The following is a 26,401-nucleotide window of genomic DNA, read 5'->3' as shown; positions in this document are numbered from 1 at the left end:
TTGACAATGGTCACCTACGCGCTGTCAAATCCCGGGTTTAGTTGAGGCTGAACGGTTGTTCTGTATTCAGGCTGCGTTGCCGATGGTCTGGTTCTCGGCGAAATGTGTGGCCTCGATCTCGGCAGGGGTCTGGTAGTCGAGCATGGAATGGAGCCGTTCGGTGTTGAACCAGTGGACCCAGTCCGCGGTCGCGGCCTCGACGTCCTCCCGGCCGGCCCAGGGCCCGTCGAGGTGGATCAACTCTGCCTTGTAGAGCGAGTTCAGCGCTTCGGCCATGGCATTGTCGAACGAGTCGCCCTTGGACCCCACGGAGGCCACGGCATCGACCTCCTCCAGGGCCTGGGTGTACCGCAGGGCCCTGTACTGCACTCCTCGATCACTGTGGTGCTTGAGTCCGGAGACGTTCTGACCTGCACGTTTACGGGTCCAGAGGCCCATGTTCAGTGCGTCCAGGGCCAGATCGGTGTACATCCGGGTCGAGGTCTGCCAGCCCACGATCATCCTGGCGAACACGTCCAGGATGAAAGCGACGTAGACCCACCCGGACTCGGTCCGGACGTAGGTCAGATCGGCCACCCAGAGCCTGTTCGGAGCGGTGGCGGTGAAGTCGCGTCTGACCAGGTCACCGGGTCGATTCGTCTCCGGCGACGGCTTCGTGGTGCGCGGATAGCGGCCCCTGACGGTGCCGCGGACCCCGAGTTCACGGCAGAGCCGCTCGACGGTGCAGCGGGCCACAGGGACCCCGTTGCGGTTGAGCTCGGCGTGGATTTTCCGGATCCCGTAGACCCGCATACGCCGGTGGGCGTGGATGGCCATGATGTGCTCCTTGAGCTCGGCGTCCCGGACGGACCGGGCGCTGGGCGGTCGGTTCTTGAAGGCGTAGTAGGTTCCCGGGGCGATCTTCATCCCGTGGTCCTGGGTCAGGACACGGCAGATCGGTTCGATCCCCCAGCGGTGCTTGTTCTCGTCGACGAAGGCGACGATCACCTCTGTGGGCGGTCGAACTCCGCCTTGGCGAAAAACGCTGTCGCTGAGCGCAGGATCTCGTTCGAACGCCGCAGCTCGCGGTTCTCAGCCTCGAGCTGTCGGATTCGGGCTTCGGTGTCGACCGGCTCCACGGGCAGGTCGGCGTCCTCGGCCTTGCGGACCCAGTTGCGCAGGGTCTCCTTGCCGATGCCGGTCTGCTCGGCGACCCGCGCGATCGCACCAGAGCGGGTCGCCGGATCATGACGGGCCTCTACGGCCAACCGGGTCGCCCGGTCACGGAGTTCTTGGGGGTATTTCGACGGGGCCATCAGAGAATCGATGTCCTTTCAGGATGTTTGGCTTACCCTCAATCAAACCAAGGACGATTCACGCGCGCCCGGTCACCCTTCTACCGCCGGTTGTATCAGCACCTGCCCGAGCACGTCACGGACCCGATGATGCTGCCCGTCACGAGCAAGGCCCAACTGATGTCCCACTTCGATGACTGGGTGACCGACCGGGAGGTCACCCTGTCCGCCGCGCGGGCATTCGTCGAGGATCCCGCCCTGGTGGGCGAGAAGTTCCGCGGCCGCTACACGGTGGGGACCACCTCCGGAACCACCGGCACCCGGGGCATCTTCCTGCTGGACGAGCGGTCCCTCGCGGTGACCACCGCCCTGCTGGCGCGGCTGCTCAGTGCTTGGCTCACCCCTGCCGATCTGCTCCGCATCATTGCCCGCGGCGGGCGCGTCGCCATGATCACCGCCACCGGGGGCCACTACGCCTCCCTCGCCGCGGCTGCCGCGTTGCGCAGGAACCGGTTAGTCCGCAGCCGGATCGGGGTGTTCGGCGTGCATACACCCATGGCGCAGCTGGTCTCTGGGCTCAACCGCTTCCGTCCGGCCATTCTTGCTCCGTACGCCACGATGGCCGCGCTGCTGGCCGCTGAGCAGCGCGCCGGTCGCCTGCACATCGACCCGGCGTTGGTGGTCTTGTCCGCCGAGGGCCTTCCCGCAGGGGAGTACGACAGGATCTCCGCCGCGCTCGGCGCCAAGGTCCGCCAGGGCTACGCCGCCACCGAGTGCCCCTTCCTCACCTACAGCTGCCAGTACGGGTGGCTCCACGTCAACAGCGACTGGGTTCTCCTCGAGCCGGTCGACGCCGATTACCGTCCGGTCCCCCCGGGTCAGGCGTCGCACACCACCTTGCTCAGCAACCTCGCGAACAGGGTCCAGCCGATCCTGCGTTACGACCTCCGCGACGTCGTCTTCGTCCGGCCTGATCCCTGCCCGTGCGGCGACCCGCTGCCCGCCATCCGGGTGCAGGGCCGCACCGCTGACCTGCTCGCTTTTCACACCCCCGCCGGCGAGCCGGTGACGCTCCCGTCGCTGGCCATCACTGCGCTGCTCGACCGCGTTCCCGGCGTGGAGCTGGTCCAGCTCGTGCACACCGCTCCTGCCCACCTCGATGTCCGTCTGCAGTCCGCCGCCGGGACCGACGCGGAGCACGTCCGGCAGGCGGTGCACGCAGAGATTCGGCGCCTGCTGGGGGACCACGGACTCGGCCACGTCATCGTGGCCCGCGGCGAGGGACCACCCCAGCCAACTCCGGGGGGCAAGTTCCGCTCGGTCATCCCGCTGCGCTGACCGGCTACTAGAGACTTGAGGTGGGGCGGCCAGTTGCGGCCGGTTGTCCTTCTGCCCTGAGGCCCAGTCCTCAATACAGCCGCTCCGACGCGATCCCCCCGGCGAGCAGGGCGTCGCGTTGCAGGTCCGTGGTCTGGGGCCCGTCGGCCTTCGAGTCCCGCGCATAACCTGTGACTGTTGGCGAGAAGGGGCGGCGAGCCGCAGTTTTCCTTGGCGGCCCCGAGCATCTTGATCCTGTCCATGAAGTGCCGGGAGTCAGAGCCCGAACGCGCCGCCCTCGACGAGGATGAACACCCCAAGACCGATCAAGACGATCGGGAACAGCACGTGCTCCCAGCGTTCGAGCACCTCGGCGATCGGCCGGCGAGTCGCGACGAACTTGGCCATCACGACGAGGACCGCGACGAGCGCGAGGAACACGATGCAGTAGGCGATGACGGCGGCCGGCCCCACGCTGAGGAAGACCGGAACATACACGCCGATGTTATCCCCGCCGTTGGCGAAGGTGACAGCGGCGACGGTCAGTACGGCGACGTTCTTACCACTGACCTTCGCCTCATCATCATCGTCGTCGTCTCCGCGCCACGCTTGCCATGCCGCCCACAGGCCGAGGAACAACGGGATGAGCCCGAAGTAGGTAATGGCTTGCGGGGGCAGGAATGCATCCGCTCCCAACGTGACGAGCACGGCGGCGGCCAGGATGCCGCCGAACCCGAGATACTGACCGGCCAAAATCCGGGCCGTGGTGCCCCGCTGGCCCGCACCGCGGGCGAAGAACAGTGAGAGCACGATGATGTCGTCGATGTTGGTGACAATGAACAGGCCGATCGCCTGCAGCACGGATGACAGGATCATGCGCCTGCCTCCATCTTGCAGCGCGTTGGAACGGAACATGCAGGGTCAATGCAGCTGGCCCCCTGGTCAACCGCCAAGGTCGTCTCCAGCAACGCAGTCAGCGCGCGGGTCAGGTGCGGATCAGCGATCTCGTACCGGGTTTTCCTGCCTTCCGGCTCGGCCACCACGATGCCGCAGTCCCGCAGGCACGCCAGATGGTTGGAAACATTCGACCGCGACAGGCCCAGCTCCCGGCTTATCACCGCCGGATGGTTCGGCCCCTCAAGCAGCATCAGCAGGATGCGGGAGCGCGTCGGGTCAGCCATGGCGCGGCCTAGGCGGTTCATCACGTCAAGATGATTGGTAATGGTCAGCATTCGATGAACTGTACATTGTTCGCTGAATAAGGGGCAACTTGCCCGCTCAGTGGAGAACTGCTGCCCGCCGAGGTCTTGTACCCAGTACTCGGGTGCAGGTTTACGCTTGATGCTGACCAACAAATAGTTCATTCGCGCTCGTAGGACTAATCTCGGCTTCGACCACGCGGGTGCGCCAAGAGAAGGGTCATGCCGAGGATGTCCGCCCTGGAAGCCTCATTCTGTCGCAGCCGGCCGTGGCGCCTTCTGGCCCGGCGAATGGTTCCCTGGGCGATTCAGGGCTTGCCTCTCGCCGGCAACGTGCTCGAGATCGGTGGGGGTAGCGGAGCGATGGCCGGAGCAATCGCTCGGGCCCACCCCCAGGTGCACCTCACCACGACCGACGCCGATCCCGCGATGGTCAAGGCTGCGCAGCGGCTCCTCACCCGACTCCCCACTGCTCAAGCGCGCCAAGCCGATGCCACCCGGCTACCTTTCAATGACCAGTCGTTCGACATTGTGCTGAGCTTCCTCATGCTCCATCACGTGATCGAGTGGGAACGCGCGGTGACCGAGGCGGCGCGGGTCCTACGACCCGGCGGGTCCTTCGTGGGATACGACCTGCTGGCCTCACGGATGGCCTCCCTGGTGCACGTGGCCGACCGCTCTGCGCACCGACTCATCGAACCCGCCACCTTCGAACCGGTCCTGGAACAGGCTGGCCTCGGCCCGCTCCGCATCCGGGTCTCCTTCGGCGGTCGGGTCCTGCGCTTCATCGCTCGGAAGCCGGACACAGTCCAGGACGATCCTGGCAACGACAAGCACGCGCCCGCGTGGAAAAACCATGGGTAACACCGTGACTGCGAGGGACGGCACCGAGCAGACGTGGGTGGGCACGAAATAAGGTCCATCAAGCCCGACTGTACCGGGCGGGTGCGCCCCCGGACACCACGATCGCCGAAGGGGCCAGCCGTCATGAGGGCTATTACCGGTGCCCCGGAAAGCGGAACCGCTCAGCGCTGTGCGTCTGCTGCTACCACGACCAGCAGGATGCGCCTTAGGATCTGTCGGCTCAATCACCTCCGAGCAATCCCTCGCAACTGCTTCGTCATTGTGTGCTGGTGAACCGTGCATCCCGTCGACGCCGGCCAGGTGAACCTATGCAAAGCGCTGAGCTGGTGGCGGCCGATCTAGTTCAGGCCGTGTCCCCGTCCCTCATACCGGACGCAGGCTCCCGCAGCATCCCGAGGACCAGTCCCGCCACCCCGACGGTGACGAAGACGTCGGCTGCGTTGAAGGTGGGAAACCAGCCGGTGTGCAGATAATCCACCACGCCGGCCCCGCCCAGTCGATCTACAAAGTTCCCCAAGGCCCCGCCCAGCAGCAGAACGGCTCCGCCTCGGGCCACTGTGCCCATAGCACGGACGTTCGCCAGCAGATACCACACCAATCCGGCGAGGACCAGCCCGGTCCCGGCGATCACCATCCAGGCAGGCAAGGACGCCCCGAGGCTGAAAGCCACCCCCGGATTGTAAAAGACGCGCAAGCTGATCCAGCCCAGATCGACTACCTGCCCAGCGGGTAAAGCGGTCTGAGCCAGGACCTTGAGCCCCAGATCCACCAGTGCCAGGATCCCCGCCCCGCCCAACAGCCCAACCACCTCGCGAGGCCGGGGCCGCTGTACAGACGTAGCGCTCACCGGCTGACCACGGGTGTCGACACCAGACGGTGGGGGCACCAACCCGTGGCCGGCCGACGCCTCGGCACCCGCACCCTGCAGCGGCGAGGCTGCCGCAACGGCCAACGCAGGCCCAAACCTGTCCCATCATTTCTTATCGTCACCCTCAGATGCTACCGGTTCAGGCTATTGCCTCTCGGGGAGGAACAGGCCGGACTTCTTCGTGGGCCCCACCGTGATACGACCACCTCCGAACGACCCGCCTGGTGCGCCCTGCTGGCTCTGATCCCGTCGAGTGCCACCGTCCTCACGGCCGGCGGCACGACCCGCACCGTCCCCGTCGAGCGCCTCGTCCCCGGGGACATGCTCCGGCTTGTCGCCGGTGAGCGCTTGGCCACCGACGGCATCGTGCGCTCCGGGGACAGCAGCCTGGACGTCTCGGCGATCACCGGCGAATCCATTCCCGTCGAGGTCAGCCGCCGACATCGGCATCGCCATGGGAGCCACGGGCTCGGACGCGGCGGTCGAATCGGCGGACGTGGCTTCACCTGCGATGATCTGCGCCTGATTCCTCGCACCGTCGATCATGCGCGCCGGGGGCGGCGCATTATCAACCAGAACATCGTCCTGTCGCTGGCGATCATCACCGTGCTGCTGCCGCTGGCCATCACCGGAGTCCTCGGCCTGGCTGCCGTCGTCCTCGTCCACGAGATCGCCGAAATCATCGTCGTCCTCAATGGACTGCGTGCCGCCCGCAGATCTCGGCAAACCACTGTGGATCGATCCATGGGCTCTAGGGCGTGTCCGATAAATGGTGTAGCCACGCAATAGCCGCGTTGAGTACGACTGCTGCGCGGTAGACGATGGCGAGTTTGTCGTAGCGGGTGGCCAGGGCCCGCCACTGCTTCAGGCGGCTGTAGCCGCGCTCGATGACGTTCCTGCCCCGGTACTTCTCGGCGTCGAACTTCGGCGGCCTGCCGCCCTTGGAGCCGCGGCGCTTGCGGTGGCCCTGTTGATCTTTCGGCTCGGGGATGACTGCTTCAATCCGGCGGCTGCGCAGGTAGGCACGATTGGCCCGCGAGGAGTACGCCTTGTCGCCCAGCAGTGCTGTCGGCCGGGTGCGGGCGCTACCGAGTCCGGGGCGCTGGACCCGCAGCTGATCCATGAGCGGGATGAGCATCGGGCAGTCGCCGTCCTGGCCGGCGGTGCACACGGTGACCAACGGCAGTCCGTGGCCGTCGACGAGCTGATGGGTCTTCGTCGACAGCCCACCCCGGGACCGGCCCAGCGCGTGGTCAGGCGGCTCGACGTCCGGATTCGTGTAGTTCGACGAATCCCTTTTTTAGGCGCGTGATGTTCGTTGCGTGTTGATGAGCACGCGCGATCGTGGAGTCCACCGACAGCGACCAGTCGAGCTCGCCGGCAGCGTCAGCGTGAGCGGTCAAGCGGGCCAGCGCGGTGTCCCAGGTGCCGTCGCCGGCCATCCGGCGATGCCAGGTCCATACCGTCTGCCACTTGCCGAACGTCTCGGGCAGGTCCCGCCAGGCGATCCCGCATCGGTAGCGGTAGATGATGCCCTCGACCATCTGGCGGGCATCAGCGAAGGGCCGGCCCCTGCGGCCGGTCGGAGCAGGCAGCAAGTCAGCGATCAGCGACCATTGAGCATCCGTGAGCAGTTGGAATCTCGACATGCTCCCAGGCTCTCAGCCAGCGAACCACATCATTGTCAGACACGCCCTAGTGGTCGAGACAGGCCGTTCCCGCCTGCGCACCGAGTACACCGTGCTGGTCCCGGCAGATACCGCAGCGGAGCGATTCATCGTCGATGGGGGCAGTGCCGAGATCGGTGTGTCCGAGCCGTTCGTGGTGCTGAGCCGGATTCCCGAGCTGTTGCGGTCGGCGGATGTCGCTCGCAGCATCGCGGCAGCCGATGGCAGCGGTATCCGTATCGTCCGCGTCGACGAACTCAAGCCGCATCAATGGGCGGCGGCCCGACTCAACACCCAGTACGACCACTCGGTGATCTCCCGCTTCCGGGATCGACTCGCCGCGGATCCAGCGGCGTGGGAGACTCTCGTCGCCTACATCGAGGAGGGCGCGCATGTTCCACGGGCCGCGGCTCGGCTCATGGTGCACGAGAACACCGTGCGGTATCGCTTGAACAAGCTCGAGCCGATTCTCGGTACGCCGCTCACCGACCCGCTGACCATCGCCGACATCGTCCTGGCCCTCGGGGCGGGGACGTCACCGACCCGGTGACCATGCCCCGCACGACCCGCCCGGCCTCACCCGTCGAGCAGGTCGCGGACGTCGTCGGCGGTGAGCGCCTCGCTGAAGGCCGAACCGTTGTCCATGAGCGCGGTGAAGAGCTCGGCCTTCTTGCGCTGCAGGGCGAGCACCTTCTCCTCGATGGTGTTCTCCGAGACCATCCGGTACACCATGACGTTCTTCGTTTGTCCGATCCGGTGCGTGCGGTCGATTGCCTGGGCCTCCGCGGCCGGATTCCACCAGGGGTCGAGGAGGAACACGTAGTCGGCCTCGGTGAGGGTGAGCCCGAAGCCGCCGGCCTTGAGACTGATGAGGAACACCGGCGCTGATCCCTCCTTGAAGCCGGAGATCGCTCCGTCGCGGTCCCGGGTCGCGCCGTCGAGGTAGGCGTGGTCGATCCCGGCTTCGTCGAGGCGCGCCGCGACGCGGGCGAGGAACGAGGTGAACTGGCTGAACACGATGACCCGGTGGCCCTCCGCTACGACCTCGCCGAGGCTGTCGAGCAGGCCGTCGAGCTTGCTCGAGGGGATGTCGCCGTACTCCTCGGCATCGACGATCGCCGGGTCGAGCGCGAGCATGCGCAGCAGCGTGAGCGAGCGGAACACGATGAAGCGGTTGCGGTCCATGTCCTTGATGAGGCCGAGGAGCTTCTTGCGCTCGCGCTGGAGCACGGTGTCGTAGAGCTTCCGATGCTTGGGGGCGAGCTCGACGACGGTGGTGTGCTCCTGCTTCTCCGGCAGATCGGAGGCGACGAGCTCCTTGGTCCGGCGCAGCATGAACGGCCGGATCCGCTTGCGCAGCTGCACCATCCGCCCGGGCGCATTGCCGGAATCGATCGGTTTGATGTACTCCGCGTTGAAGCGCGCGAAGGACGGGAACAGACCGGGGGCGGCGATCGCGAGCAGCGACCACAGGTCCGCCAGCGAGTTCTCCATCGGGGTGCCGGTGATCGCGAGCCGGAACGGCGCCGGGACGTTCTTCGCCGCCTGGTGCACCCGCGAGGATCGGTTCTTGACGAACTGCGCCTCGTCGAGGATCAGGCCCGCCCACGGCAGCTCGGCGAACTCCTGTCCGTCGATCCGCAGGATCGCGTACGAAGTGATGACGAGGTCCGCGCCGCCGACCTCCTGCGCGATCGTCGTCTTCCGCTTCTTCGACGTCGCGCGGAGCACCCGGACATCGAGGTCGGGGACGAACCGTTCCGCCTCCGCCTTCCACGTCGACACCACCGAGGTGGGCGCGACGACGAGGAACGGTGCATCGCCGACGAGTTCCCCGCTCAGTGCGGTCTCGCTCAGCGCCGACCCGTCCAGCGCTGTCCCGCCCGACGCGCCTGCCTGCCGCCCGCCGGGGAGGACGATCTCCCCGGAGAGCGCGTCGTCGTCCGGCTCGTGGGATGCGTCAGCGGACCTGGCGAGGAGCTCTGCTCCGTCCGATCCCCCGGCCGAGCCCCCGTCCGATCCTCCGGCCGGCAGGGCGCTCAGGTGCGCGTCGCCGCCGAATCCGCGAGCGTGGGCGATGAAGGCGAGGGTCTGCAGGGTCTTGCCCAGGCCCATGTCGTCGGCGAGGATCCCGCCCAGGCGATGCCGGTGGAGGAACGCGAGCCAGCGGAATCCGGTCACCTGGTAGGCCCGGAGCTCGGCGTGGACGGCGGCGGGGACGGGCACCTCGGGCACGGTGTCCACGTCCATGAGACCGGTGACGGCATCCCGCCACGCCATCGCCGCATCGACCTCGTCGGCGATGTCCTCGAACTCCGCGTACAGACCCGCCTGGTAGCGGGTGATGCGCGGCTGCTCCGGATCCCATTCCGGCAGGGCGTCGGCCTGGGCGAGCACCTCGCGCAGGGGATCGAACTCCGGCCGGTCGAGGGAGAAGAAGGAGCCGTCGGGCAGCAGCAGCGTCTTCGCGCCGCCGGCGAGCGCCTCGAACAGCCGACCGAAAGGGATCTGCTTGCCGTCGATGGTGACGAGGATGCCGAGGTCGAACCAGTCCGTGCGCGTGGATTCCGCAGTGGTGATCCGCACGTGCGGGGCGCCGGTGAGCTCGGTGTAGTCCGGGCGGTCGCCGGAGACCTCGACGCGGACGGTCTCGAGCTCCTCGATGCGGGGCAGGATCTGCTCGCTGAACTGTGCGGTGTCGATGCCGGTGAGCTCGGTCGAGCTCCAGCGCGCGGCATCCGGCCAGACCTCCCGCACCTGGCGCAGGGTCGCGGCCTCGAACTCCCGGTCGCGGCGACCGGTGCGCGCACCGCGGGAGCTGAACTCGTAGAAGTCGATGAGATCGATGGTGCGGTCGGGGTCGTGGTACTCCCAGTCCCAGCTGAGGACCACCCGGTCGCCGGCCTCGAACTCGGCATGGAGGTGGAGCTGGGGCGGCCGGTAGCGGGGCACCTCGATCGAGTCGTCGGCGGCGTCGATGGGGATCACCGAGCGGACGACGGGGACGGTCTGCTCATAGAACTCCGCGATGTCCTCCGGCGGCACGACGAGCGGATCCTGGCGTCCGAACAGCTCCCGGACGGGCGGGGCGAGGGGCTTGTCCGTCGGGGCGAGTGCGATGTCGACGTGCGGCAGGCGGCCCGAGGTGTCGAGGGAGGTGAGCGCGAAGCCGACGTTGCCGACCGGCAGCGGGGGGTGCGTGTCGGTGACCGGGACCGTGCGACCGTCGACGGCGACCGTGGGCACGACGTGGAGGTCGCCTGAGTCCTTGGCGAGGGTGAGCGTCACCGTCGCGCGCTCGCCGATGCGCACCTGGCCGACGATGCCCTGGCCGACGAACTCGATCCCGAGCTCCTGTGCCCGCGAGAACAGGTGCCACAGGAACGTGCTCGAGAAGCTCTTGAGCCGGATGTCCGGGCCGCCGGTGTCGAAGCCGATGCTGCGGGCGGTGAATTGCGTGTGGAACTGCGCCATGAGGTCGGCCTGCTGGGCGTCGTAGTTCTTCTGCACCATCGGCTGGCCGAGCGTGCGCCATTGCAGGCCGCCCTTGATCCACGTGCCCCGCTTGCCCTTGGTGAGCGGGCGCATGACGAGCAGCAGGCGGGACCCGTCCTGGTAGTCGGCGAGCGTGGCCTGGCGCAGCTCCCGCGGGGCGTACCAGGACTGGGGCTCGTCGACGAGGAGGTCGAAACCGATCCCGAGCGGCAGGACGGGAGCCTGTTCGACGGCGGAGTAGTGGAACCGCTCGAGGACGGTCTTCCACTCCGGCACCTTCGGGCCGACCGGCATCGAGATCGCCGACGCCGCCATCTGCAGCGCGATCTGCGAGAGCGTGTACAGCAGCGCCGCACCGTGCTTGCAGGCGATGCCGACCGGGCAGGTGCAGCGCGAGGCGACCGGGCGGTAGTGGGTGATGCGGCGGTCGCGGTCGATCTCCCGCAGGTGGATGAGGACCTCGTACGGCAGGTCGGAGTTCCCGTGCACGGACCCGACGACCGTGTCCTCCTCTGGCCCCCAGTCCGCGTCCTCCACCCGGTTCTGGAGGGAGTACTCCTTGCCCCGCGCTGCGGTGTCCGTGCCGAAGAGCGCGACGATGTCGGCCGGATGCACGTGGGGAGGGACGGGGGGCGAGTTCACGCTCTCATCGTTGCACGAGCCGCGGACACGGCCGGCCGGATTTCATCATCCCTGGTCAGGCCTGTGGATAACTGAGATGTGCGCATCGGATCCACCGGGCGGCTCAGGTGGGCCGGGTGCCTCTGACCTGCTGCGGGCAGCGGACGCGCCATGGGGATCGGAAGCACCAGATGCACCGGGATCACCGGGAGAGGAGGGACGCAGCGGCAGCCCGGTCTCGAATCGCGCGGTGAGCTGCTCCCGCAGGGCGCGGGCCCGGCGCTTCTCCTCCTCGGCTGCGGCCGCCTCGGGCCCGGGTCGCTGCGGCGAATCGGCATCGGTGATGCGCGCGGCGTGGAAGTCGCGGATGGCGGCGAGGGGGATCTCCGGACCCGAGGCGAACGCCGGCGCCCCGGTGGCCGCCGCCTCGGCCCACGGGGACTCGGATTTCGCGAGCGCGACGAGCGCGCTGGCCGTCATGTCGCCGTAATGGGCGACGACGGCCTCGATCTCGCGTCGCCGGTCCTCGGCATCCGGCCCGGTGAGCCTGATCCTCCGCGGCAGGGTGGTGGAGAAGGCATGGTGCGCGGCGGGCACGGCGGGACCGTGCTCCCAGGCCTCGACCGGCTCGTCGAACAGGGATTCCCCGCGCCAGGCCAGGGCCCATGCCTGGGCGTAGTGGACGAGGAGGACCGCTCTCGTCTTGTCGATGCCCGGGTGCACGGACTTGATGTGGGCGAGGACGGCCGGGGCAGTGGTGATGGACACGCCGCCGAGCGTACCGCAGCGCGGAACGGGCCTCAGCGGTCCTCCGGAATTCAGCGGACCCGGTCGCGCGAGACGCCGCGGGTCAGAGCGACACGAGCAGGAGCGCCGCCGTGAGGACCACGCCGGAGCCCAGCAGCGTCACCGTGGTGTAGCCGATGATGTCGCGCATCTTGAGGCCGGCGATCGCGAGGACCGGGAGCGCCCAGAACGGCTGGATCATGTTCGTCCACTGGTCGCCGTAGGACACCGCCATGATCGCGATCGCGGGATCGACCTGGAGCTGGGCCGCGGCGTCGAGCATGATCGGCCCCTGCACGGCGAACTGACCGCCGCCGGAGGGGACGAAGAAGTTGACGAGGCCGGCGGCGAAGAAGGCGAGCATGCCGAAGGTCGTCGGATTCGCGATCTGCACGAGCGCGGTGGAGAACACCTCGATGAGACCGGAGGCGGTCATGATGCCGAGGATCCCGGCGTAGAGCGGGAACTGGAGGAGGATCTCGCCGACGTTCGCCGCCGCCTGCTTGGTCAGGTGGATGATCTCGAACGGGTTGCGGACGAGCAGGAGGATGAGGGCGAGGAACGACCAATTGACGATGTCGAGGGTGAGCGAGCCGCCCTGGGTGAAGTGGACTGCGAGGTAGGCGACGAGCGCCAGGCCCACCACCAGGGTGAGGATCCGGGAGTTGTCGATCCGGTCCGCCGGGGTGACGACCTCCTCCTCGGCGGGGTCGAACTCCTCGGAGCCCACGTGCTCCGGCAGACCGACGACCGGCGCGTCCTTCTTGGGTGCGATGAGTGCGAACAGGGCGCCGCACACCACGATGACGGCGAGTGCGGCGAGCATGTTCCAGGTGGAGAAGATCGTCTCCGAGACCGGGATCAGCTGCCCGCCGAGCGACTCGGCGAGGAAGGAGTCCTCGGTGGCCGCGGTGAGCGGGCCGGACCCCGAGTAGCCCATGTGCCAGACGACCATGCCGGAGTATCCGGCGGCGACGAGGAGCGGGAAGTGCACGCGCAGCCCCCGGGTCCGGGCCTGCACCGCGATCTCGCGGGCGAGGAGCGCGCCGACGACGAGCCCGAGACCCCAGGTGATGAGGCTCGCGAGGGACGCGATGGCGAACACGAAGACGTAGGCGAAGACCGCTGAGCGCGGCACGCGGGCCAGCGCGACGAGCAGCTTCCGCACCGGTCCGGTGTTCGCGAGCATGTGGCCGAAGAGCAGGATGAGCGACATCTGCGTCATGAACGCGAGCAGCCCGGCCAGCCCCTCGCCCCAGCCGGTGATGACGTCGACGGGTCCGGAATCGGTGAGGAGGAAGGCGAGGAGTGCGACGACGAGGGTGAGGATGATCGCGAAGACGAGCGCGGACGGGACCCAGCGTTCGAGGAAGTTGTTGAACGGGCGCATGAGGCCGCCGCTGCGGTTGCCGCCGCCGGTGTCATCCGGGCCTCGGCGGTTCGGGTCGGCGGTGCCCGCGGTGCCGGCGGGTCGGGCGGAGTCGGGGGAATGCTGCGAGTCGCTCATCGGTGCGTCCTTCGTCCTTGAAGAGTGCAGTCATGCCGGGGTTTCCGGTTTCGGCGTCCACCCTAATGGATGCAGGCATGCCCCGTGTCCGTTCCCCGGCATAGAGTGGGGGCAGATCGAGGACAGTTCGCCACAACGACGTGAGGAGGCATCCGTGAACGGAGCCGAAAGCCTGCTGCAGACGCTCGAGCACAACGGGGTGGAGGTGTGCTTCGCCAACCCTGGGACCTCGGAGATGCACTTCGTCGCAGCGCTCGACCGCAACCCCGGGGTCCGCGGGATCCTGGGTCTGTTCGAGGGCGCCGTCACCGGCGCGGCCGACGGCTACGGCCGGATGACCGACCGGCCCGCCGCCACCCTGCTCCACCTCGGCCCCGGCATGGCCAACGGCCTGTCGAGCATCCACAACGCCCGCCGCGCCCGCACTCCGATGGTCAACATCATCGGCGACCACGCCACCTACCACCGTGAGCTCAACGCGCCGCTGACCTCGGACATCGAGGGCACCGCCCGCCCGTTCAGCGACTGGGTCCGCACCTCGCCGTCGCCGAACACCATCGCCCAGGACGCCGCGGACGCGATCGGCGCGAGCCTGTCCGGCCGCATCGCCTCGCTCATCCTGCCGGCGGACACCGCCTGGAACGAGGCGGACCGCTACACCTCTCCTCCCACCGCCGTGCGCCTGCCGGAGGTCGAGCAGCAGCCCGGCGTCATCGACGCCGCCGCCCGAACGCTCAAGGAGAACGGTAAGCGCACCGCATTCCTGTTCGGCGGTCGCTCCGCCCGGGCAGACCGGTTCGCCGTGGCTGCGCGGATCGCCGAGGCGACCGGGGCCACGCTGCTCGTCGACACCTTCTCCCCGCGCACCGAGCGCGGGGCCGGGCGGCACGCAGCCATCCGCATCCCCTACCCCGTCGAGCCGGCGCAGGCGCTGCTCAAGGACTTCGACGCGATCATCCTCATCGACACCCAGCCGCCGGTCGCGTTCTTCGCCTACCCGGACAAGGCGAGCGTCCTCACCGCCCCGGGCACCACCTTCCACCAGGTGGCCAAGCCGGAATCCGACTCCCTCGCCGCGCTCGAGGCGCTCCGCTCCGCGGTCATCGGCGACGCCCCGGCGCCGGCCCCGGCCGTCGAGCTCGATCTGCCCGGGCTGCCGTCGGGCTCCATCACCCTCGAGAAGCTCGCCGCCTGGCTGGGCCAGGCGATCCCGGAGAACGGCATCGTCCTCGACGAGTCGATCACCACCGGCCGGGACTTCTACCGGCAGACCACCGGTTCGCGTCCGCACGACTACTTCTCGCCCACCGGCGGTGCCATCGGCTGGTCCCTGCCGGTGTCGCTGGGCGCGGCCGTCGCCTGCCCGGACCGCAAGGTCATCGCGCTCGAGTCCGACGGCTCGGCGATGTACATGCCGCAGGCCCTGTGGACGATGGCGCGCGAAGGCCTCGACATCGTCACGGTCGTCTTCGCCAACCGGAAGTACCAGATCCTCCGCGACGAGATGCACAACGTCGGCGTCCACGACTTCGGCGTCAAGGCGAGCTCGCTGCTCGACCTCCACGACCCGGTCATCGACTTCGTCGCGCTCTCGCAGAGCATGGGTGTGCCGGCCACGCGCGTGGAGTCGATCGAGGACCTCGCCCGCACCTTCGACGGCGCACTCGCCGCCGACGGACCTCACCTCATCGAGGTCGTCCTCTGACCTGACAGCGGGGCATGACCGAGTCGAGCGGGAGTGCGAGCGGCCGCCCGGCGCGAACTCGGATCAGCTCCGCGCCGTCCACGGCAGTTCGAGGCAGTCGACCTGCCGGCCGGGCTCCACCGCCCGAGGCGGCAGGACGACGAGGCCGTCGGACTGCGACAGCCCGCGGAGCATGTTCGACCCGGTCCGGTCGCACAGCTTCCACTGCTGCTCCGCACCGTCGGTGCGCGCCTCCGCTGCCCCCGCCCCTGCGGTGATCCGGCGGGCCGGGGTCAGGCGCTCGACCGTCGCCGCCGGTGCCCCTGCGGCCAGCTGCACCCGGGCCACGGGAGCCGGTGGCAGACCGAGGGCAGCGCGGAGGAACGGCTCGACGACGACGCGCATCGCCACCATCGCGGCGAGCGGATTGCCGGGCAGGCCGACGTGCCAGGTCGCCGCGCCGGGCAGCCGGGTGCACATCGTCGGGTGGCCCGGGCGCATGTCGAGCTCCTCGAACACGACCTCCTGGGCCATGTCCTCGACGACGCGTCGCACATGATCTGCCGCCGAACGGCCGGTGGCGCCGGTGGTGAGCACGAGGTCCGCGGCCGGTGCGACTTCCTCGGCATCTGCGTCGTCGTCGGCTCCCGCGCCCGGTCCGCCGAGCGCCGATTCGAGGGCGCGCCGCGTCTCCGCCGGATCGTCGCCGATCCGCACCTGGGATACGACGTCCGCACCGAGCAGGTGGAGGTAGGCCGGCAGCTGGGGGCCGAAGGCATCGCGCACCTCGCCGACGGCCGGCAGCCCGGTGGCGCGCACCTCGTCCCCGGTCTGGATGAGCGCGACCCGCGGCCGGCGGCGCACCGGCAGGACGTCGAGGCCGGCGACCGCCGCGTAGGCGATATGGGCCGGCGAGAGCACGGTGCCGCCGGGCACGAGCACCTCCCCGGCGGCCGATTCCCGGCCCGCGCGGCGGATGTGCCGACCGGGCTCGAGCTCGGAGACCGGGCTGCCGGGCGCGAGGTCGAGGCGGGTGTGCCCCGCCCCGGACGCCGGAGGACCGTCGTGCGTCACCGCGGAGTACTCCCGGCGGATGATGCCCGAGGCGCCCGCGGGCACCGGGGATCCGGTGAAGACGCGCTGCGCCCAGCCTGGCAGCAACGTCGCGCCGGCCGACCCGGCGAGCGCGGGGCACCCGTCCTCGAGGACCCACGGTGGGGGGCCGGCGACAGCGAAGCCGTCCATCGCCGAGGAGTCGAAGTGCGGGATCTGCATCGGGGCATGGACATCATGGGCGAGCACGGCGCCCGCGCAGTCGGCGAGCGGCCGGTCGGCGGCGGGCATGAGCGGAGCGATCCCGGCGGCCAGGCGCATCGCCTCGTCCCAGCGCGGAGCGGCGGTCATCGGCGTTCCTCCCCGGCTGGTTCCCCCGCGGCGTCCTGGGGCTCTGCGGAGATTCGCTGCACTGCGGGAGCGCGGTGCCCTGCAGAGGCACAGCTCTCGGCCGACGAGTGGGGAACCGCATCCTCCCCGTGTGCCGGGGGAGCGTCCAGTCCGAACCGCCGGGCATCGTCCCAGGTGTCGACGTCGTCGGCGCTCCCGGCCGGCAGGTCGATACGGGCGATCTCGAGTCCGGAGAGGAGCCGGCGGACGGACATGCCGGCGGTGTCCTGAGCGGCCAGGGCCGCGCGGAGCGGTCCAACGCGATGGAGGGCGAGGAGGTGCTGCACCTGATCGTCGCCGCCGTCCGCGGCGCCACGACTCACCCCCACCCAGGCGTCGGGCGAGTGGGCGTCGTCCCGCGAAGAACGGGCACCGGCCGGGGTGGAATGGGTGCCGCCCGGCGAGGACGAGGCCCCGCCCCGCAGGCGGCTGCCCTCGCCGCTGTCAGCGTGCACAGAGCTGTCCTCGCCCGCGCTCGCCGCGTCCATGAGCGCACGGATGCCCGCCCCCACGCCCGGCATGTCGCAGGCGAGAGTGAGCACGAGACCGGCGGGCGCAGCATCCTCGGCCCGCGCCGCGTCCCCGGCGAGCGCCTCGACGCCGGCGGCGATCCCGGCGACCGGCCCTGCGAACGGCGGGTCCTCGCGGACAACGCGGATTCCAGAGTCCTCGCACCCGGAACCGGCGAGCACGTCCGCGGGGCCCACGACGACGATCCGCCGGGCTTCTACCCCGGCGTCGAGCAGAGCCGCGATCGTCACTCCGAGCAGCGTCGTCGATGTCGGCAGCGCCGTCGCCGGTCCGCAGGGCGCGGGGGCGGCCGCAGCCGGATCCCTTACCCGCAGTTGCGTCTTGGGCACCCCGCCCAGCCGGCTCGACCGACCGCCGGCGAGCACCACGGCGCCCACCTCACCGGGGGAGCGGGGCGCGCGAGAGTGTGCGGACCGCGTCGCATGCGGAGCGACCGCGTCTGCCCGCACCCGGCTCACGGCTCCGCCCACCGCGGTGTCACCCGCCGGAGAACGGCGGGAGCACATCCACGGTGTCGCCGGCGCCCACGGTGTGGCCCGGGCGCATCGCGACCCCGCCGACGAGCAGGCTGCTCTGGGCGAGTACACCGGCGAGCGCCGGCTCACCGTCCGGCGGGGTGGGATGGCGCTCGGCGAGCACGCGGACGAACGAGTCCCGGTCGAGCGGCACGGCGGCGGGCAGCTCCTCGAGAGCGAGCTCCTCCTGCGTGCAGGCGGCGGCCGCACGGGCCGCGGCGAAGTAGCGGACGGTGATCATCTCAGCAGTCATCTCAGCCCCCGATCTCGCTCATCGAGCGCTCGGGCTGGACGTATTCGGGGCTGTCGAGGCCGGCGTGGTCCATGCCGTGGGCGCGGGGCTTGAGCCACATCGCCTGCCGCCAGGCGCGGCCGATCTCCGCATCCGTCCGGCCTGCGCGCAGCAGGGAGCGCAGATCGAACTCCTCGTGCGAGAACAGGCAGGAGCGGATGGTGCCCTCCGCGGTGATCCGGGTGCGGGTGCACGCCCCGCAGAACGGCTCCGTGACCGAGGCGATGATCCCCACCCGGCCCAGCCGCTCGCCGTCCGGTGCGCGCACGACGAACCGTTCGGCCGGAGCACCGCCGCGCGGCTCCTCGTCGGGTTCGAGTCGGTACCGGGCGGCCAGGGCGGCGCGCACCTCGGCGGCGGTGACCATCGCCTCCCGCGTCCACCCGTGGTCGCCGTCGAGCGGCATCTGCTCGATGAAGCGGAGCTCGAGGTCGTGGGCGAGCGCGAAGTCGAGGAGGTCGCCGGCCTGGCCGTCGTTGACCCCGCGCATGAGGACGGCGTTGATCTTCACCGGGGTGAGGCCGGCGGCGACGGCCGCGGAGATCCCGTCGAGGACCTGCTGCAGGCGGTCGCGGCGGGCGAGCTGCCGGTAGGTCTCCGCGTCGATCGTGTCGAGCGAGACGTTGATGCGGCGCAGCCCGGCGGCGGCGAGGCCTGCCGCGCGTTCGGCCAGGCCGATCCCGTTCGTCGTGATCGACACCGGGAGCGCGGGGTGGCGGGCGTGGACGAGCCCGATGATGTCCTCGAGATCGCGGCGGATGAGCGGTTCCCCGCCGGTGAGGCGCAGCTCGCGGACGCCGAGGTCGCGGACGCCGATCGTCACGAGCCGGACGATCTCCTCGGGGGAGAGGAGGGCGGACTGCGGCATCCACTGCATGCCCTCGGCCGGCATGCAGTACGTGCAACGCAGATTGCACTTGTCGGTGAGCGAGATCCGCAGGTCCTCGCCCGAGCGCCCGAAGCTGTCGCGCAGCGGACCGGATTCTGGGGCGGCTCCGGCGCGCCGGGCGAGCTGCTCGGAGACCAGGCGCGCGGCATGCTCAGGACTCTCGTCCCGAGTGCGCAGACGTGGAGTTCCCAGCCGAACCGACATGTCAGCGAGTCTACAGAGGGCGAGGCGGAAGCGCAGGGGGCCTCGGGCCATGGCACCGAGGCGACCGCCGGCATCCGAGCTCCCGCCGGCATCCCCCGCCGCCAGCGTGCGGACCCGGTGTGTCGTCCGAGGACCTCGTCCCGTTCGCCATCACCACTAGTCTGGACGGCATGCAGCAGACGCCCCCGGAGAGTGCACACGATCCGAACGACGCCTGGGACTCCCCTCGCGGTCTCACCGCCCACTGCGAGGCAGTCCGCGCCGCGCTCGCCGCCCGCACCCCGCGCACGGAGACAGTGCCGCTCACGGCCGCCCTGCACCGCAGCCTGGCCCGGGACGCGGTCGCAAGCATCGCCCTGCCGCCCTTCGACAACTCCCAGATGGACGGGTTCGCCGCCGCCTCCGCAGACACCCCGGGCCGCCTCCCGGTCGCCGCGACGATCGCCGCGGGCCACGTCCCCGCGCCGCTCGCCCCCGGCACCGCCGCGCCGATCATGACCGGGGCACCGGTGCCGGCCGGGGCGGACACCGTCGTCCCCGTCGAGGACACCCGGGACGGCCGCTTCGACGTCGCCGAGGTCGTGCTGCCCGCCTCGGCGCCGGGCCGGTTCGTCCGCCCGGCGGGCAGCGACGTCGCCGTCGGGGACACCGTGCTCACCGCCGGCACCCGGCTGGGCCCCGCGGCGCTCGGCCTCCTCGCCGCGCTCGGCCGCACCGACGTCACCGTCCGCGCCCGGCCGCAGGTCCTCGTGTGCACCGGCGGCGACGAGGTCGTCCTGCCCGGGCAGCCGCTGCCGGAGGGCCGGATCTACGACGCGAACACCGCGCTACTCCACGCCGTCCTCACCGGGTGCGGCGCGGAGGTCTGCGCCACCCGCCTCGTCGCGGACTCACCGGACGACTTCGCCGACTCCCTGCACGCCGACATCGCCGCCCACGACCCCGATCTCGTCGTCACCTCCGGCGGGATCAGCGCCGGCCGGTTCGAGGTGGTGCGCAGCGCGCTCGCCGCGGAGCCGGCCGTGCGGTTCGGGTCCGTCGCCATGCAGCCGGGCGGGCCGCAGGGCCTCGGCGTGCTGCGCGGCGGCATTCCGATCGTGTGCCTGCCCGGCAACCCGGTGAGCACCTGGGTGAGCGCCGTGCTGCTCCTCGGACCCGCCCTCGCCGAGGTGTGGGGCACCACCGGGTCGACCGCCCGGCAGGCCCGGCTGGAGACCACGGTGACCCCGCTCGCGGCCAAGACGCAGATCCGCCGCGGCATCCGCGTGCCTGCGGCGCCGGACCGCGTCGACGTGCTGCCCGGCACGAGCTCCCACCTGCTCGCCGAGGCCGCCCGCGCCGAGGTGCTCGTCCTCGTCCCGCCCGGTCCCGAGCCGCTGCCCGCCGGCACCGCGGTCGAGGTCGTCGACCTGTGATGGCGCCTACGATGGGGATCATGAGCACATCGAACAGGAGTACGGGTGCACACCTCGACTGATCCGCGCTTCGGGGCGGGGCGCTCGGCGGCCGTCGTCGTCGCCTCGACGTCCGCCGCCGCGGGGCAGGCAGAGGACCGGACCGGCCCGCTCCTCGTCGACTGGCTGACCGGACGCGGCTACGACTGCCCAGCACCGCTCGTCGTCGCCGACGGGGAACCCGTGGCCGAGGCGCTCCGCACCCTCCTCGAGGACCGCCCGCCCGTCGACCTCCCGCGCGTCCTCGTCACCACCGGCGGCACCGGGATCAACCCGAGCGACCGGACCCCGGAGCTCGTCGAGCCGTTCCTCGATCGCCCGATGCCCGGCATCATGCACGCCCTGTGGAGCGCCGGGATGGAGAGCGTGCCGACGGCCGTGCTCAGCCGCGGTGTCGCCGGGGTGCGGGGCCGGACCTTCATCGTCACCCTCCCCGGATCCCCGGGCGCAGTCCGCGACGGCATCGCCGTGCTCGACGGGCTGCTGTCCCACCTCCAGGCCCAGCTCGAGGGCCTCCGCGACCACGGGGACCGGCCGTGACCGGCCGGCCGGGCTCGCCCGACGAGCAGACGCACCCCAGCAGGTCCGGTGCGCGGCAGTGCGAGAACACCCCGGCCCCGTACGTCGCCGCCCGCATCACCACCGATCCCCTCGACCCGCGTGCGGCGCAAGCTGCGGTGACGACAGTGGAGACGGGTGCCGCCGTCGTGTTCTCCGGTGTCATCCGCAACCACGACGAGGGCCGCACCGACGTCGTCGCCCTCGACTACACAGCCCATCCGGACGCCGCAGCGATCATCGCCGAGGTCGTCGCCCGGGTCGCGGCGGAGCATCCCGGGGTGCGCGTCGACGCCGCACACCGGATCGGTCCGTTGCGCGTCGGTGAGGACGCGCTCGTCGTCGCCGTGGCCTCGGCGCACCGGACGGAGGCCTTCGCGTGCTGCGCCGCCCTCGTCGACGCGATCAAGGCCGAGGTGCCGATCTGGAAGCGCCAGGACTACGCCGGCGGCGACCACTCGTGGGTCGGCCTCGCATGACCGACCCCGGGTCAGCGGCCGGCCCGCACGAGCACCCGAGCCCCGGCCCAGCAGCCGGCCCCGGGCGCTACGACCGGCAGATCACCGTCCCCGGCGTCGGGCCCGATGGCCAGGAGCGCCTGAGGGCCGCCCGCGTCCTGTGCATCGGGGCGGGCGGCCTCGGCGCCCCGGCGGCCCTCTACCTCGCCGGCGCCGGGATCGGCACGCTCGGCATCGTCGACGACGACACCGTCGACCTGAGCAACCTCCACCGGCAGATCATCCACTGCACCGCCGACATCGGCCGGCCCAAGGTCGACTCCGCCGCCCGTGCGCTCACCGCTCTCAACCCCGAGATCACCGTCGCCACCCACCGTGAGCGCCTGAGCCGGGACACCGTGCTCGCCCTGCTGGGCGACTACGACATCGTGCTCGACGGCTCCGACAACTTCGAGACCCGCTACCTCGTGTCCGACGCCTCCACCGTCCTCGGGATCCCGCACGTGTGGGGCGCGGTGCTCGGCGCCGGCGGGCAGCTCAGCGTGTTCGACGCCCGACGCGGCCCCGTCTACCGCGACCTCTACCCCGACGTCCCCGCACCGGGCAGCGTGCCGTCCTGCGCGGAGGGCGGCGTGCTCGGCGTGGTGCCCGGCGTCCTCGGCGTCGCGATGGCCGCCGAGGTGATCAAGCTCGTCCTCGGCTACGGCACGCCGCTCATCGGCACCGTCCTCGTCCACGACATGCGCACCGGAACCTGGGAGTCCGTGCCGCTCGCCGCGAACCCCGACGTCCACCGGCCCGCCGCCGCGGCCGAGGTCGGCGCCGGGATCCGCTCCCTCGTCACCGTCGAGCAGCTCGCCGCAGCACTCGGGGAGCGGGATGCCGGGGCCCGCGAGTTCGCGCTCCTCGACGTGCGCGAACCGGGCGAGCACGCGGCGGCCGCGATCCCTGGCGCGCGCCTCGTGCCGCTCGACCGGATCCTCGCCGGGGAGGACCTGCCGACGCCCGCCGGGGCCGAGGTGTTCGTCCACTGCCGCTCCGGTGCCCGGTCCGCGCGCGCCGCCGCCGCGCTCAGCGCGCGCGGGTACCGCGTCCACGACGTCGCCGGCGGTATCGAGGCCTGGGCGCGACGCATCGACCCCGGACTGCGCATCGGTCCCTGAGTCCGAGGCCACCTCAGTGCGGTGGCACGCTTTCCACGGCTGTTCCAGTGCGGATATCGAGAAGTAACCGCACTGGATCGACTCCGAACACCGCCCCGGACCTCGCGCGCACCGCACCCACCCGGCCCCAGCGCCTGGATCCGGGGCCGGCCACCGGGCATAGACTCGATCATGCACGATCACACCCGACACCGCACCGCCCGGCGGTCAGCCGCCTCCGCGGTGCACGGAAGGATTGCGTCATGGCCACCGTGTCCGAGAACATCGTCAAAACCCTGTCCGAGAGCGGCGTGGAACGCGTCTACGGCCTCCCCGGGGACTCCCTCAACGCCTTCACCGATGCCCTGCGCACCCACTCCCGCCTCGGCTGGGTCCACGTCAGGCACGAGGAGGCGGCCGCCTTCGCCGCCTCGTCCGAGGCGCAGATGACCGGCGGGCTCGCGGTGTGCGCGGGCAGCTGCGGGCCGGGCAACCTCCACCTCATCAACGGCCTGTTCGACGCCCAGCGCTCGCGCGTGCCGGTCCTCGCGATCGCCGCGCACATCCCGAGCTCCGAGATCGGCACCGGATACTTCCAGGAGACCCACCCGCAGGACCTGTTCCGCGAGTGCAGCGTCTACGCCGAGCACGTCACCCGGGCCGATCAGATGCCCCGGCTGCTGCGCATCGCCATGCGCGAGGCGCTCGAGAAGCGCGGCGTCGCCGTGCTCGTGGTCTCCGGGGACGTGCTGCAGGCGCAGCTCGACGCCGGACCCGAGGTGATCACCGCGCACCCCTCCCGCGTCATCCCTGCCGAGTCGCAGCTCGACTTCGCCGCCGAGGCGCTCAACACGTGCTCGCGCGTGACGATCCTCGCCGGAGCCGGCACCGCCGGGGCGCACGCAGAGCTGCTGGCGATCGCAGAGACCCTGCAGGCACCGATCGTCCACGCCCTGCGCGGCAAGGAGCACGTCGAGTACGACAACCACTTCGACGTGGGGATGACCGGGCTGCTCGGCTTCGCCTCAGGCTACCGCGCGATGATGGAGGCGGAGACGCTGCTGGTCCTCGGCTCCGACCTGCCCTACCCGCAGTTCTATCCGGGCGACGCCACGGTCGTGCAGGTCGACATCCGCGGGGAGCAGATCGGGCGGCGCACCCCGGTCGACATCCCGCTCGTCGGCGGGGTCTCCGAGACCATCGAGGCCCTGCTGCCCCGGCTCACGGCCAAGACGAGCAGCAAGCACCTCGACACGATGACCAAGCACTACGCGAAGACCCGGAAGAAGCTCGACGAGCTCGCCGGCCCGACCAAACGCACCATCCACCCGCAGTACCTCACCCGGCTCATCGACGAGGCGGCCGCAGACGATGCGGTGTTCCTCCCCGACGTCGGCTCCCCGGTGATGTGGGCGGCCCGCTATCTCACGATGAACGGGCGCCGCCGGCTCATCGGGTCGTTCACCCACGGGTCGATGGCGAACGCGGTGTCGCAGGCCGTCGGCGTCCAGGCCACCGACCGGGACCGGCAGGTCATCGCGCTCGCCGGCGACGGGGGACTCGCGATGCTCCTCGGCGAGCTCATCACCCTGACCCAGAACGAGCTGCCGGTGAAGACCGTGGTGTACAACAACTCCTCGCTCAACTTCGTCGAGCTCGAGATGAAGGCCGCCGGCTACGTCAACTTCGGCACGGACCTGAAGAACCCGGACTTCGCCCGTGTCGCCGAGGCGGTCGGGATCCGCGGGATCCGCGTCGAGTCGGCGCAGGACCTGCCGGCAGCCGTCGAGGAGTTTCTCGCCCACGACGGACCCGCCCTGCTCGACGTCGTCACCGAGCAGCAGGAGCTGTCGATGCCGCCGAGCGTGACGGCGGAGCAGGCCAAGGGCTTCGCGCTCTACGCGATCCGCACCGTGATGAGCGGCCGCGGCGACGAGCTCATCGACCTCGCCAAGGCGAACCTCCGCCAGCTGTTCTGAGGGCGCTTGCCCGGCTCTCTGCCGCTGGGGTACGGGAAGCCGGCGCTCCCGGTGCACCCCAGTGCGGTCTGCTGGTTCCCGGGGCGATCCAGTGCGGTCTGCCGGTTCCCGGTGCACCTCAGTGCGGATACTCGTCCGTAACCGCACTGGGGTGACTGCGGAACGACGCTCTCGCACGGAATCGGCCTCGGAAGGACCGGCACCCGAACCGGCCCCGAGCCGGCCCCGGAAGGGCCGGCCGCGCTGCCGCGTGCGTCCTCAGCCGTGGATGCGTCGCCAGGCGCGACCGAGGCGGGCGGCGCCCTCCTCGAGCGAGGGGACGTCGAGCTGGGCGAAGGTCAGGCGCACGGCCCCACGAGTGCGCGAGGGGTCGCCGCCGATGCTCTGGCCCGCCGCGCCTGCAGCGTCGCCGACAGGACCCGCAGCATTCGCGGCGCCTACAGCGTCGCCCGCCGCGCCCGCCGCGCTGGCGGCACCCGCCGCACTCGCCGCACCTGAAGCGCCGCCCGCACCACCCGTCGGGGTGACCCCGAACCATTCGCCGCGCTGATAGACGAGCCCCTCGTCCTGGGCGGCGTCGAACAGGGCCGCGAAGTCGGCCTCCTGGTCGCGGAACCGCGCCCACAGGAAGAACCCGCCCTGCGGCTCGATGATGTCGAGCTCGCCCGGCAGCTCGCGGTGCAGCGCACCGTGGAGTGCCCGGGCCTTCTGCGCGTACACCGCACCCGCGGCGGCATTGGCCTGCGCGTACTCCGGTCGTCCCACGATCCGCTCGACGATGTCCTGGAGCACCCCGCTCGCCTGCCCGTCGAGCCGGTTGCGGAGCTTGACGTACTGCTCCGCGAGCGCCGACGGGACGACGTTGTAGCCCAGCCGCAGCGCCGGCCCCAGGGTCTTCGAGAAGGTGTTGACCCCGATCACGTGCTCGCTGTCTCGGACCCACGCAGCCGCGGGCACCTCGGCCCCGGGGAAGGCGAGCTCACGGTACGGGTCGTCGGCGAACACGGTGAACCCCCAGCGCTCGGCGAGCTCGGTGAGCCGCTGCGCCTTCTGGGCGGACAGCACCGCGCCGCCCGGATTGTGGAAGGTCGGCACCGTGAACACCGCCTGCGGACGCACCCCGGCGGCGAGGTGCGACTCGAGCTCGTCGACGTCGAGACCGTCGGCCTGCACCCCGACGGGCACGACCCGCACGCCCGGCACGAGGTCGAGGACGCGGAGGAACAGCGGGAAGATCGGATCGTCGACGACGATCGTGTCCCCTGGATCGAGGGTGCCGAGCACCGCGAGGGCGAGGCCGTTGATGCCGCCGCTGGTGACGATGATCCGCTCGGGTGAGACGCCTTCGCGCTCGGCGAGGAGCGCGCGGAACGACGGTGTTCCCGCCGCCGGCACGTAGCCCAGCCGCGCGCCGTAGCCGGGGGAGTCCATGAGCTCGTGGACGGCCTCGCGGTAGAGGTCGACCGGGAGGAGGGACCTGTCCGGATTGCCGCCGCCGAGGTCGATGCTGCCGGTGCCGACCCGGATCAGGCTGGCGTCCCCGAACCCCTGCCGACCGGGCAGGCCGGAGAGCAGGGAGCTCCCGCCGGGCAGCCGGGTGCGCGCGGGATCGGTGCCGGTGGGTGCGGTGCTGTCGAGGTGGGTCATGGGTCTC

22 protein-coding genes, 2 pseudogenes and 1 other annotated feature are annotated in these 26,401 nt (G+C 70.7%); of the genes and pseudogenes, 10 read left to right on the top strand and 14 right to left on the bottom strand.

Annotated elements, in window-relative coordinates; all coding sequences use genetic code 11:
* Positions 1-66 precede the first annotated feature (66 nt).
* A protein-coding gene (locus FDF13_RS02975) for an IS3 family transposase (protein WP_137318390.1) occupies positions 67-1,295 on the bottom strand; the annotation gives its coding sequence in 2 pieces (ribosomal slippage) (positions 67-1,013 and positions 1,013-1,295; 1,230 coding nt in all).
* Positions 892-1,026: a sequence feature (AL1L pseudoknot), on the bottom strand. Its footprint overlaps the gene before it by 135 nt.
* A 126-nt stretch (positions 1,296-1,421) precedes the next feature.
* Between FDF13_RS02975 and FDF13_RS02970 the strand changes: the two genes are divergently transcribed.
* Entirely contained in the window at positions 1,422-2,612 is a 1,191-nt protein-coding gene (locus FDF13_RS02970) for a phenylacetate--CoA ligase family protein (RefSeq protein ID WP_254668877.1), read from the top strand.
* 24 nt (positions 2,613-2,636) lie between these two features.
* On the opposite strand, the pseudogene FDF13_RS15105 reads toward FDF13_RS02970, so the two are convergent.
* From FDF13_RS15105 to FDF13_RS02960, 3 genes and pseudogenes are all read right to left on the bottom strand, one after another.
* Positions 2,637-2,787, bottom strand: a pseudogene (locus FDF13_RS15105) (recombinase family protein); the annotation flags it as partial.
* Between the two features lie 80 nt (positions 2,788-2,867).
* Positions 2,868-3,467 (bottom strand): cadmium resistance transporter, encoded by a 600-nt coding sequence (locus tag FDF13_RS02965; protein WP_137318388.1) that lies wholly within the window; start codon positions 3,465-3,467, stop codon positions 2,868-2,870.
* Complete coding sequence (locus FDF13_RS02960) at positions 3,464-3,823, bottom strand: helix-turn-helix transcriptional regulator (RefSeq protein ID WP_137318387.1); 360 nt, start codon at positions 3,821-3,823, stop codon at positions 3,464-3,466. Before FDF13_RS02960 ends, FDF13_RS02965 begins: the two co-directional genes overlap by 4 nt.
* 198 nt (positions 3,824-4,021) lie before the next feature.
* Here FDF13_RS02960 and FDF13_RS02955 point away from each other — a divergent pair, with 198 nt between their 5' ends.
* Positions 4,022-4,654: a class I SAM-dependent methyltransferase gene (locus FDF13_RS02955; RefSeq protein WP_247619144.1), complete on the top strand. Its 633-nt coding sequence runs from the start codon at positions 4,022-4,024 to the stop codon at positions 4,652-4,654.
* Between the two features lie 343 nt (positions 4,655-4,997).
* Here the strand turns inward: FDF13_RS02955 and lspA are convergent, their stop codons facing one another.
* Complete coding sequence (gene lspA / locus FDF13_RS02950; protein ID WP_247619156.1) at positions 4,998-5,462, bottom strand: signal peptidase II; 465 nt, start codon at positions 5,460-5,462, stop codon at positions 4,998-5,000.
* A gap of 313 nt (positions 5,463-5,775) precedes the next feature.
* On the opposite strand from lspA, the pseudogene FDF13_RS14630 reads away from it, so the two are divergent.
* A pseudogene (locus FDF13_RS14630) lies at positions 5,776-6,311 on the top strand (hypothetical protein); the annotation flags it as partial.
* Here the strand turns inward: FDF13_RS14630 and FDF13_RS02935 are convergent.
* Positions 6,274-7,171 (bottom strand): IS5 family transposase gene (locus FDF13_RS02935; protein WP_175406828.1). Its coding sequence is split into 2 segments (ribosomal slippage): positions 6,274-6,813 and positions 6,815-7,171, totalling 897 coding nucleotides; the frame shifts between segments, so codons are not numbered across the junction. The pseudogene FDF13_RS14630 and the gene FDF13_RS02935 sit on opposite strands and share 38 nt — an antisense overlap.
* Here FDF13_RS02935 and FDF13_RS02930 point away from each other — a divergent pair.
* Positions 7,149-7,739 (top strand): helix-turn-helix domain-containing protein, encoded by a 591-nt coding sequence (locus FDF13_RS02930; protein WP_137318384.1) that lies wholly within the window; start codon positions 7,149-7,151, stop codon positions 7,737-7,739. The genes FDF13_RS02935 and FDF13_RS02930 overlap by 23 nt on opposite strands.
* 26 nt (positions 7,740-7,765) lie before the next feature.
* Here FDF13_RS02930 and FDF13_RS02925 read toward each other — a convergent pair whose 3' ends face one another.
* The 3 genes from FDF13_RS02925 to FDF13_RS02915 form a co-directional block, all read right to left on the bottom strand.
* The gene (locus FDF13_RS02925; RefSeq protein WP_137318383.1) at positions 7,766-11,326 is read right to left on the bottom strand and encodes a DEAD/DEAH box helicase; all 3,561 of its coding nucleotides are present in this window, start codon (positions 11,324-11,326) and stop codon (positions 7,766-7,768) included.
* A gap of 45 nt (positions 11,327-11,371) precedes the next feature.
* On the bottom strand, positions 11,372-12,073 hold the full coding sequence (locus tag FDF13_RS02920; RefSeq protein ID WP_175406827.1) for a Panacea domain-containing protein: 702 nt from the start codon (positions 12,071-12,073) through the stop codon (positions 11,372-11,374).
* An 82-nt stretch (positions 12,074-12,155) separates the two neighbouring features.
* Positions 12,156-13,481, bottom strand: a complete 1,326-nt coding sequence (locus FDF13_RS02915; protein WP_137318381.1) for a short-chain fatty acid transporter — start codon at positions 13,479-13,481, stop codon at positions 12,156-12,158.
* Between the two features lie 271 nt (positions 13,482-13,752).
* On the opposite strand from FDF13_RS02915, the gene FDF13_RS02910 reads away from it, so the two are divergent.
* Entirely contained in the window at positions 13,753-15,303 is a 1,551-nt protein-coding gene (locus FDF13_RS02910; RefSeq protein ID WP_175406826.1) for an acetolactate synthase large subunit, read from the top strand.
* A 63-nt stretch (positions 15,304-15,366) separates the two neighbouring features.
* On the opposite strand, the gene FDF13_RS02905 is transcribed toward FDF13_RS02910, so the two are convergent.
* The 4 genes from FDF13_RS02905 to moaA all read right to left on the bottom strand — a co-directional run bounded on the left by FDF13_RS02905 (position 15,367) and on the right by moaA (position 19,156).
* A complete protein-coding gene (locus FDF13_RS02905) occupies positions 15,367-16,686 on the bottom strand; it encodes a molybdopterin molybdotransferase MoeA (RefSeq protein WP_137318379.1) in 1,320 nt (439 codons plus the stop codon).
* Positions 16,683-17,585, bottom strand: coding sequence for a molybdenum cofactor guanylyltransferase (locus FDF13_RS02900; RefSeq protein ID WP_254668876.1), 903 nt, complete (start codon positions 17,583-17,585; stop codon positions 16,683-16,685). Before FDF13_RS02900 ends, FDF13_RS02905 begins: the two co-directional genes overlap by 4 nt.
* Before the next feature lie 148 nt (positions 17,586-17,733).
* Positions 17,734-18,012, bottom strand: a complete 279-nt coding sequence (locus tag FDF13_RS02895; protein ID WP_368074050.1) for a MoaD/ThiS family protein — start codon at positions 18,010-18,012, stop codon at positions 17,734-17,736.
* Positions 18,013-18,025: 13 nt separating this feature from the next.
* Positions 18,026-19,156 carry a GTP 3',8-cyclase MoaA gene (gene moaA / locus FDF13_RS02890; protein ID WP_137318377.1) on the bottom strand — a complete coding sequence of 377 codons (1,131 nt, stop codon included), beginning with the start codon at positions 19,154-19,156 and terminating at the stop codon, positions 18,026-18,028.
* 170 nt (positions 19,157-19,326) lie between these two features.
* On the opposite strand from moaA, the gene glp reads away from it, so the two are divergent.
* From glp to poxB, 5 genes are all read left to right on the top strand, one after another.
* Complete coding sequence (gene glp / locus FDF13_RS02885) at positions 19,327-20,571, top strand: gephyrin-like molybdotransferase Glp (RefSeq protein WP_137318376.1); 1,245 nt, start codon at positions 19,327-19,329, stop codon at positions 20,569-20,571.
* Between the two features lie 45 nt (positions 20,572-20,616).
* Positions 20,617-21,150, top strand: a complete 534-nt coding sequence (locus FDF13_RS02880; protein ID WP_137318375.1) for a MogA/MoaB family molybdenum cofactor biosynthesis protein — start codon at positions 20,617-20,619, stop codon at positions 21,148-21,150.
* Positions 21,147-21,647, top strand: coding sequence for a molybdenum cofactor biosynthesis protein MoaE (locus FDF13_RS02875; protein ID WP_137318374.1), 501 nt, complete (start codon positions 21,147-21,149; stop codon positions 21,645-21,647). The genes FDF13_RS02880 and FDF13_RS02875 overlap by 4 nt, the downstream gene beginning before the upstream one ends.
* Positions 21,644-22,789, top strand: coding sequence for a ThiF family adenylyltransferase (locus FDF13_RS02870; protein WP_137318373.1), 1,146 nt, complete (start codon positions 21,644-21,646; stop codon positions 22,787-22,789). The genes FDF13_RS02875 and FDF13_RS02870 overlap by 4 nt, the downstream gene beginning before the upstream one ends.
* Positions 22,790-23,031: 242 nt before the next feature.
* On the top strand, positions 23,032-24,747 hold the full coding sequence (gene poxB / locus FDF13_RS02865; protein WP_137318372.1) for a ubiquinone-dependent pyruvate dehydrogenase: 1,716 nt from the start codon (positions 23,032-23,034) through the stop codon (positions 24,745-24,747).
* 258 nt (positions 24,748-25,005) lie between these two features.
* Here the strand turns inward: poxB and FDF13_RS02860 are convergent, their stop codons facing one another.
* Entirely contained in the window at positions 25,006-26,394 is a 1,389-nt protein-coding gene (locus tag FDF13_RS02860; RefSeq protein WP_137318371.1) for a PLP-dependent aminotransferase family protein, read from the bottom strand.
* Positions 26,395-26,401 lie beyond the last annotated feature (7 nt).

Origin of the sequence: Brevibacterium sp. CS2 (genome assembly GCF_005280295.1) — a bacterium.
Classification (GTDB): Bacteria; Actinomycetota; Actinomycetes; order Actinomycetales; family Brevibacteriaceae; genus Brevibacterium; species Brevibacterium pityocampae.
This window is presented reverse-complemented; position numbering and strand designations above follow the sequence as displayed.

Coding starts and splice junctions, on each gene's coding strand:
- FDF13_RS02970 (WP_254668877.1), top strand. CDS start 1,422: ATGATGCTGCCCGTCACGAGCAAGGCCCAACTGATGTCCCACTTCGAT.
- FDF13_RS02965 (WP_137318388.1), bottom strand. CDS start 3,467: ATGATCCTGTCATCCGTGCTGCAGGCGATCGGCCTGTTCATTGTCACC.
- FDF13_RS02960 (WP_137318387.1), bottom strand. CDS start 3,823: ATGCTGACCATTACCAATCATCTTGACGTGATGAACCGCCTAGGCCGC.
- FDF13_RS02955 (WP_247619144.1), top strand. CDS start 4,022: ATGTCCGCCCTGGAAGCCTCATTCTGTCGCAGCCGGCCGTGGCGCCTT.
- FDF13_RS02915 (WP_137318381.1), bottom strand. CDS start 13,481: ATGCGCCCGTTCAACAACTTCCTCGAACGCTGGGTCCCGTCCGCGCTC.
- FDF13_RS02905 (WP_137318379.1), bottom strand. CDS start 16,686: ATGACCGCCGCTCCGCGCTGGGACGAGGCGATGCGCCTGGCCGCCGGG.
- FDF13_RS02895 (WP_368074050.1), bottom strand. CDS start 18,012: ATGATCACCGTCCGCTACTTCGCCGCGGCCCGTGCGGCCGCCGCCTGC.
- moaA (WP_137318377.1), bottom strand. CDS start 19,156: ATGTCGGTTCGGCTGGGAACTCCACGTCTGCGCACTCGGGACGAGAGT.
- glp (WP_137318376.1), top strand. CDS start 19,327: ATGCAGCAGACGCCCCCGGAGAGTGCACACGATCCGAACGACGCCTGG.
- FDF13_RS02870 (WP_137318373.1), top strand. CDS start 21,644: ATGACCGACCCCGGGTCAGCGGCCGGCCCGCACGAGCACCCGAGCCCC.
- poxB (WP_137318372.1), top strand. CDS start 23,032: ATGGCCACCGTGTCCGAGAACATCGTCAAAACCCTGTCCGAGAGCGGC.
- FDF13_RS02860 (WP_137318371.1), bottom strand. CDS start 26,394: ATGACCCACCTCGACAGCACCGCACCCACCGGCACCGATCCCGCGCGC.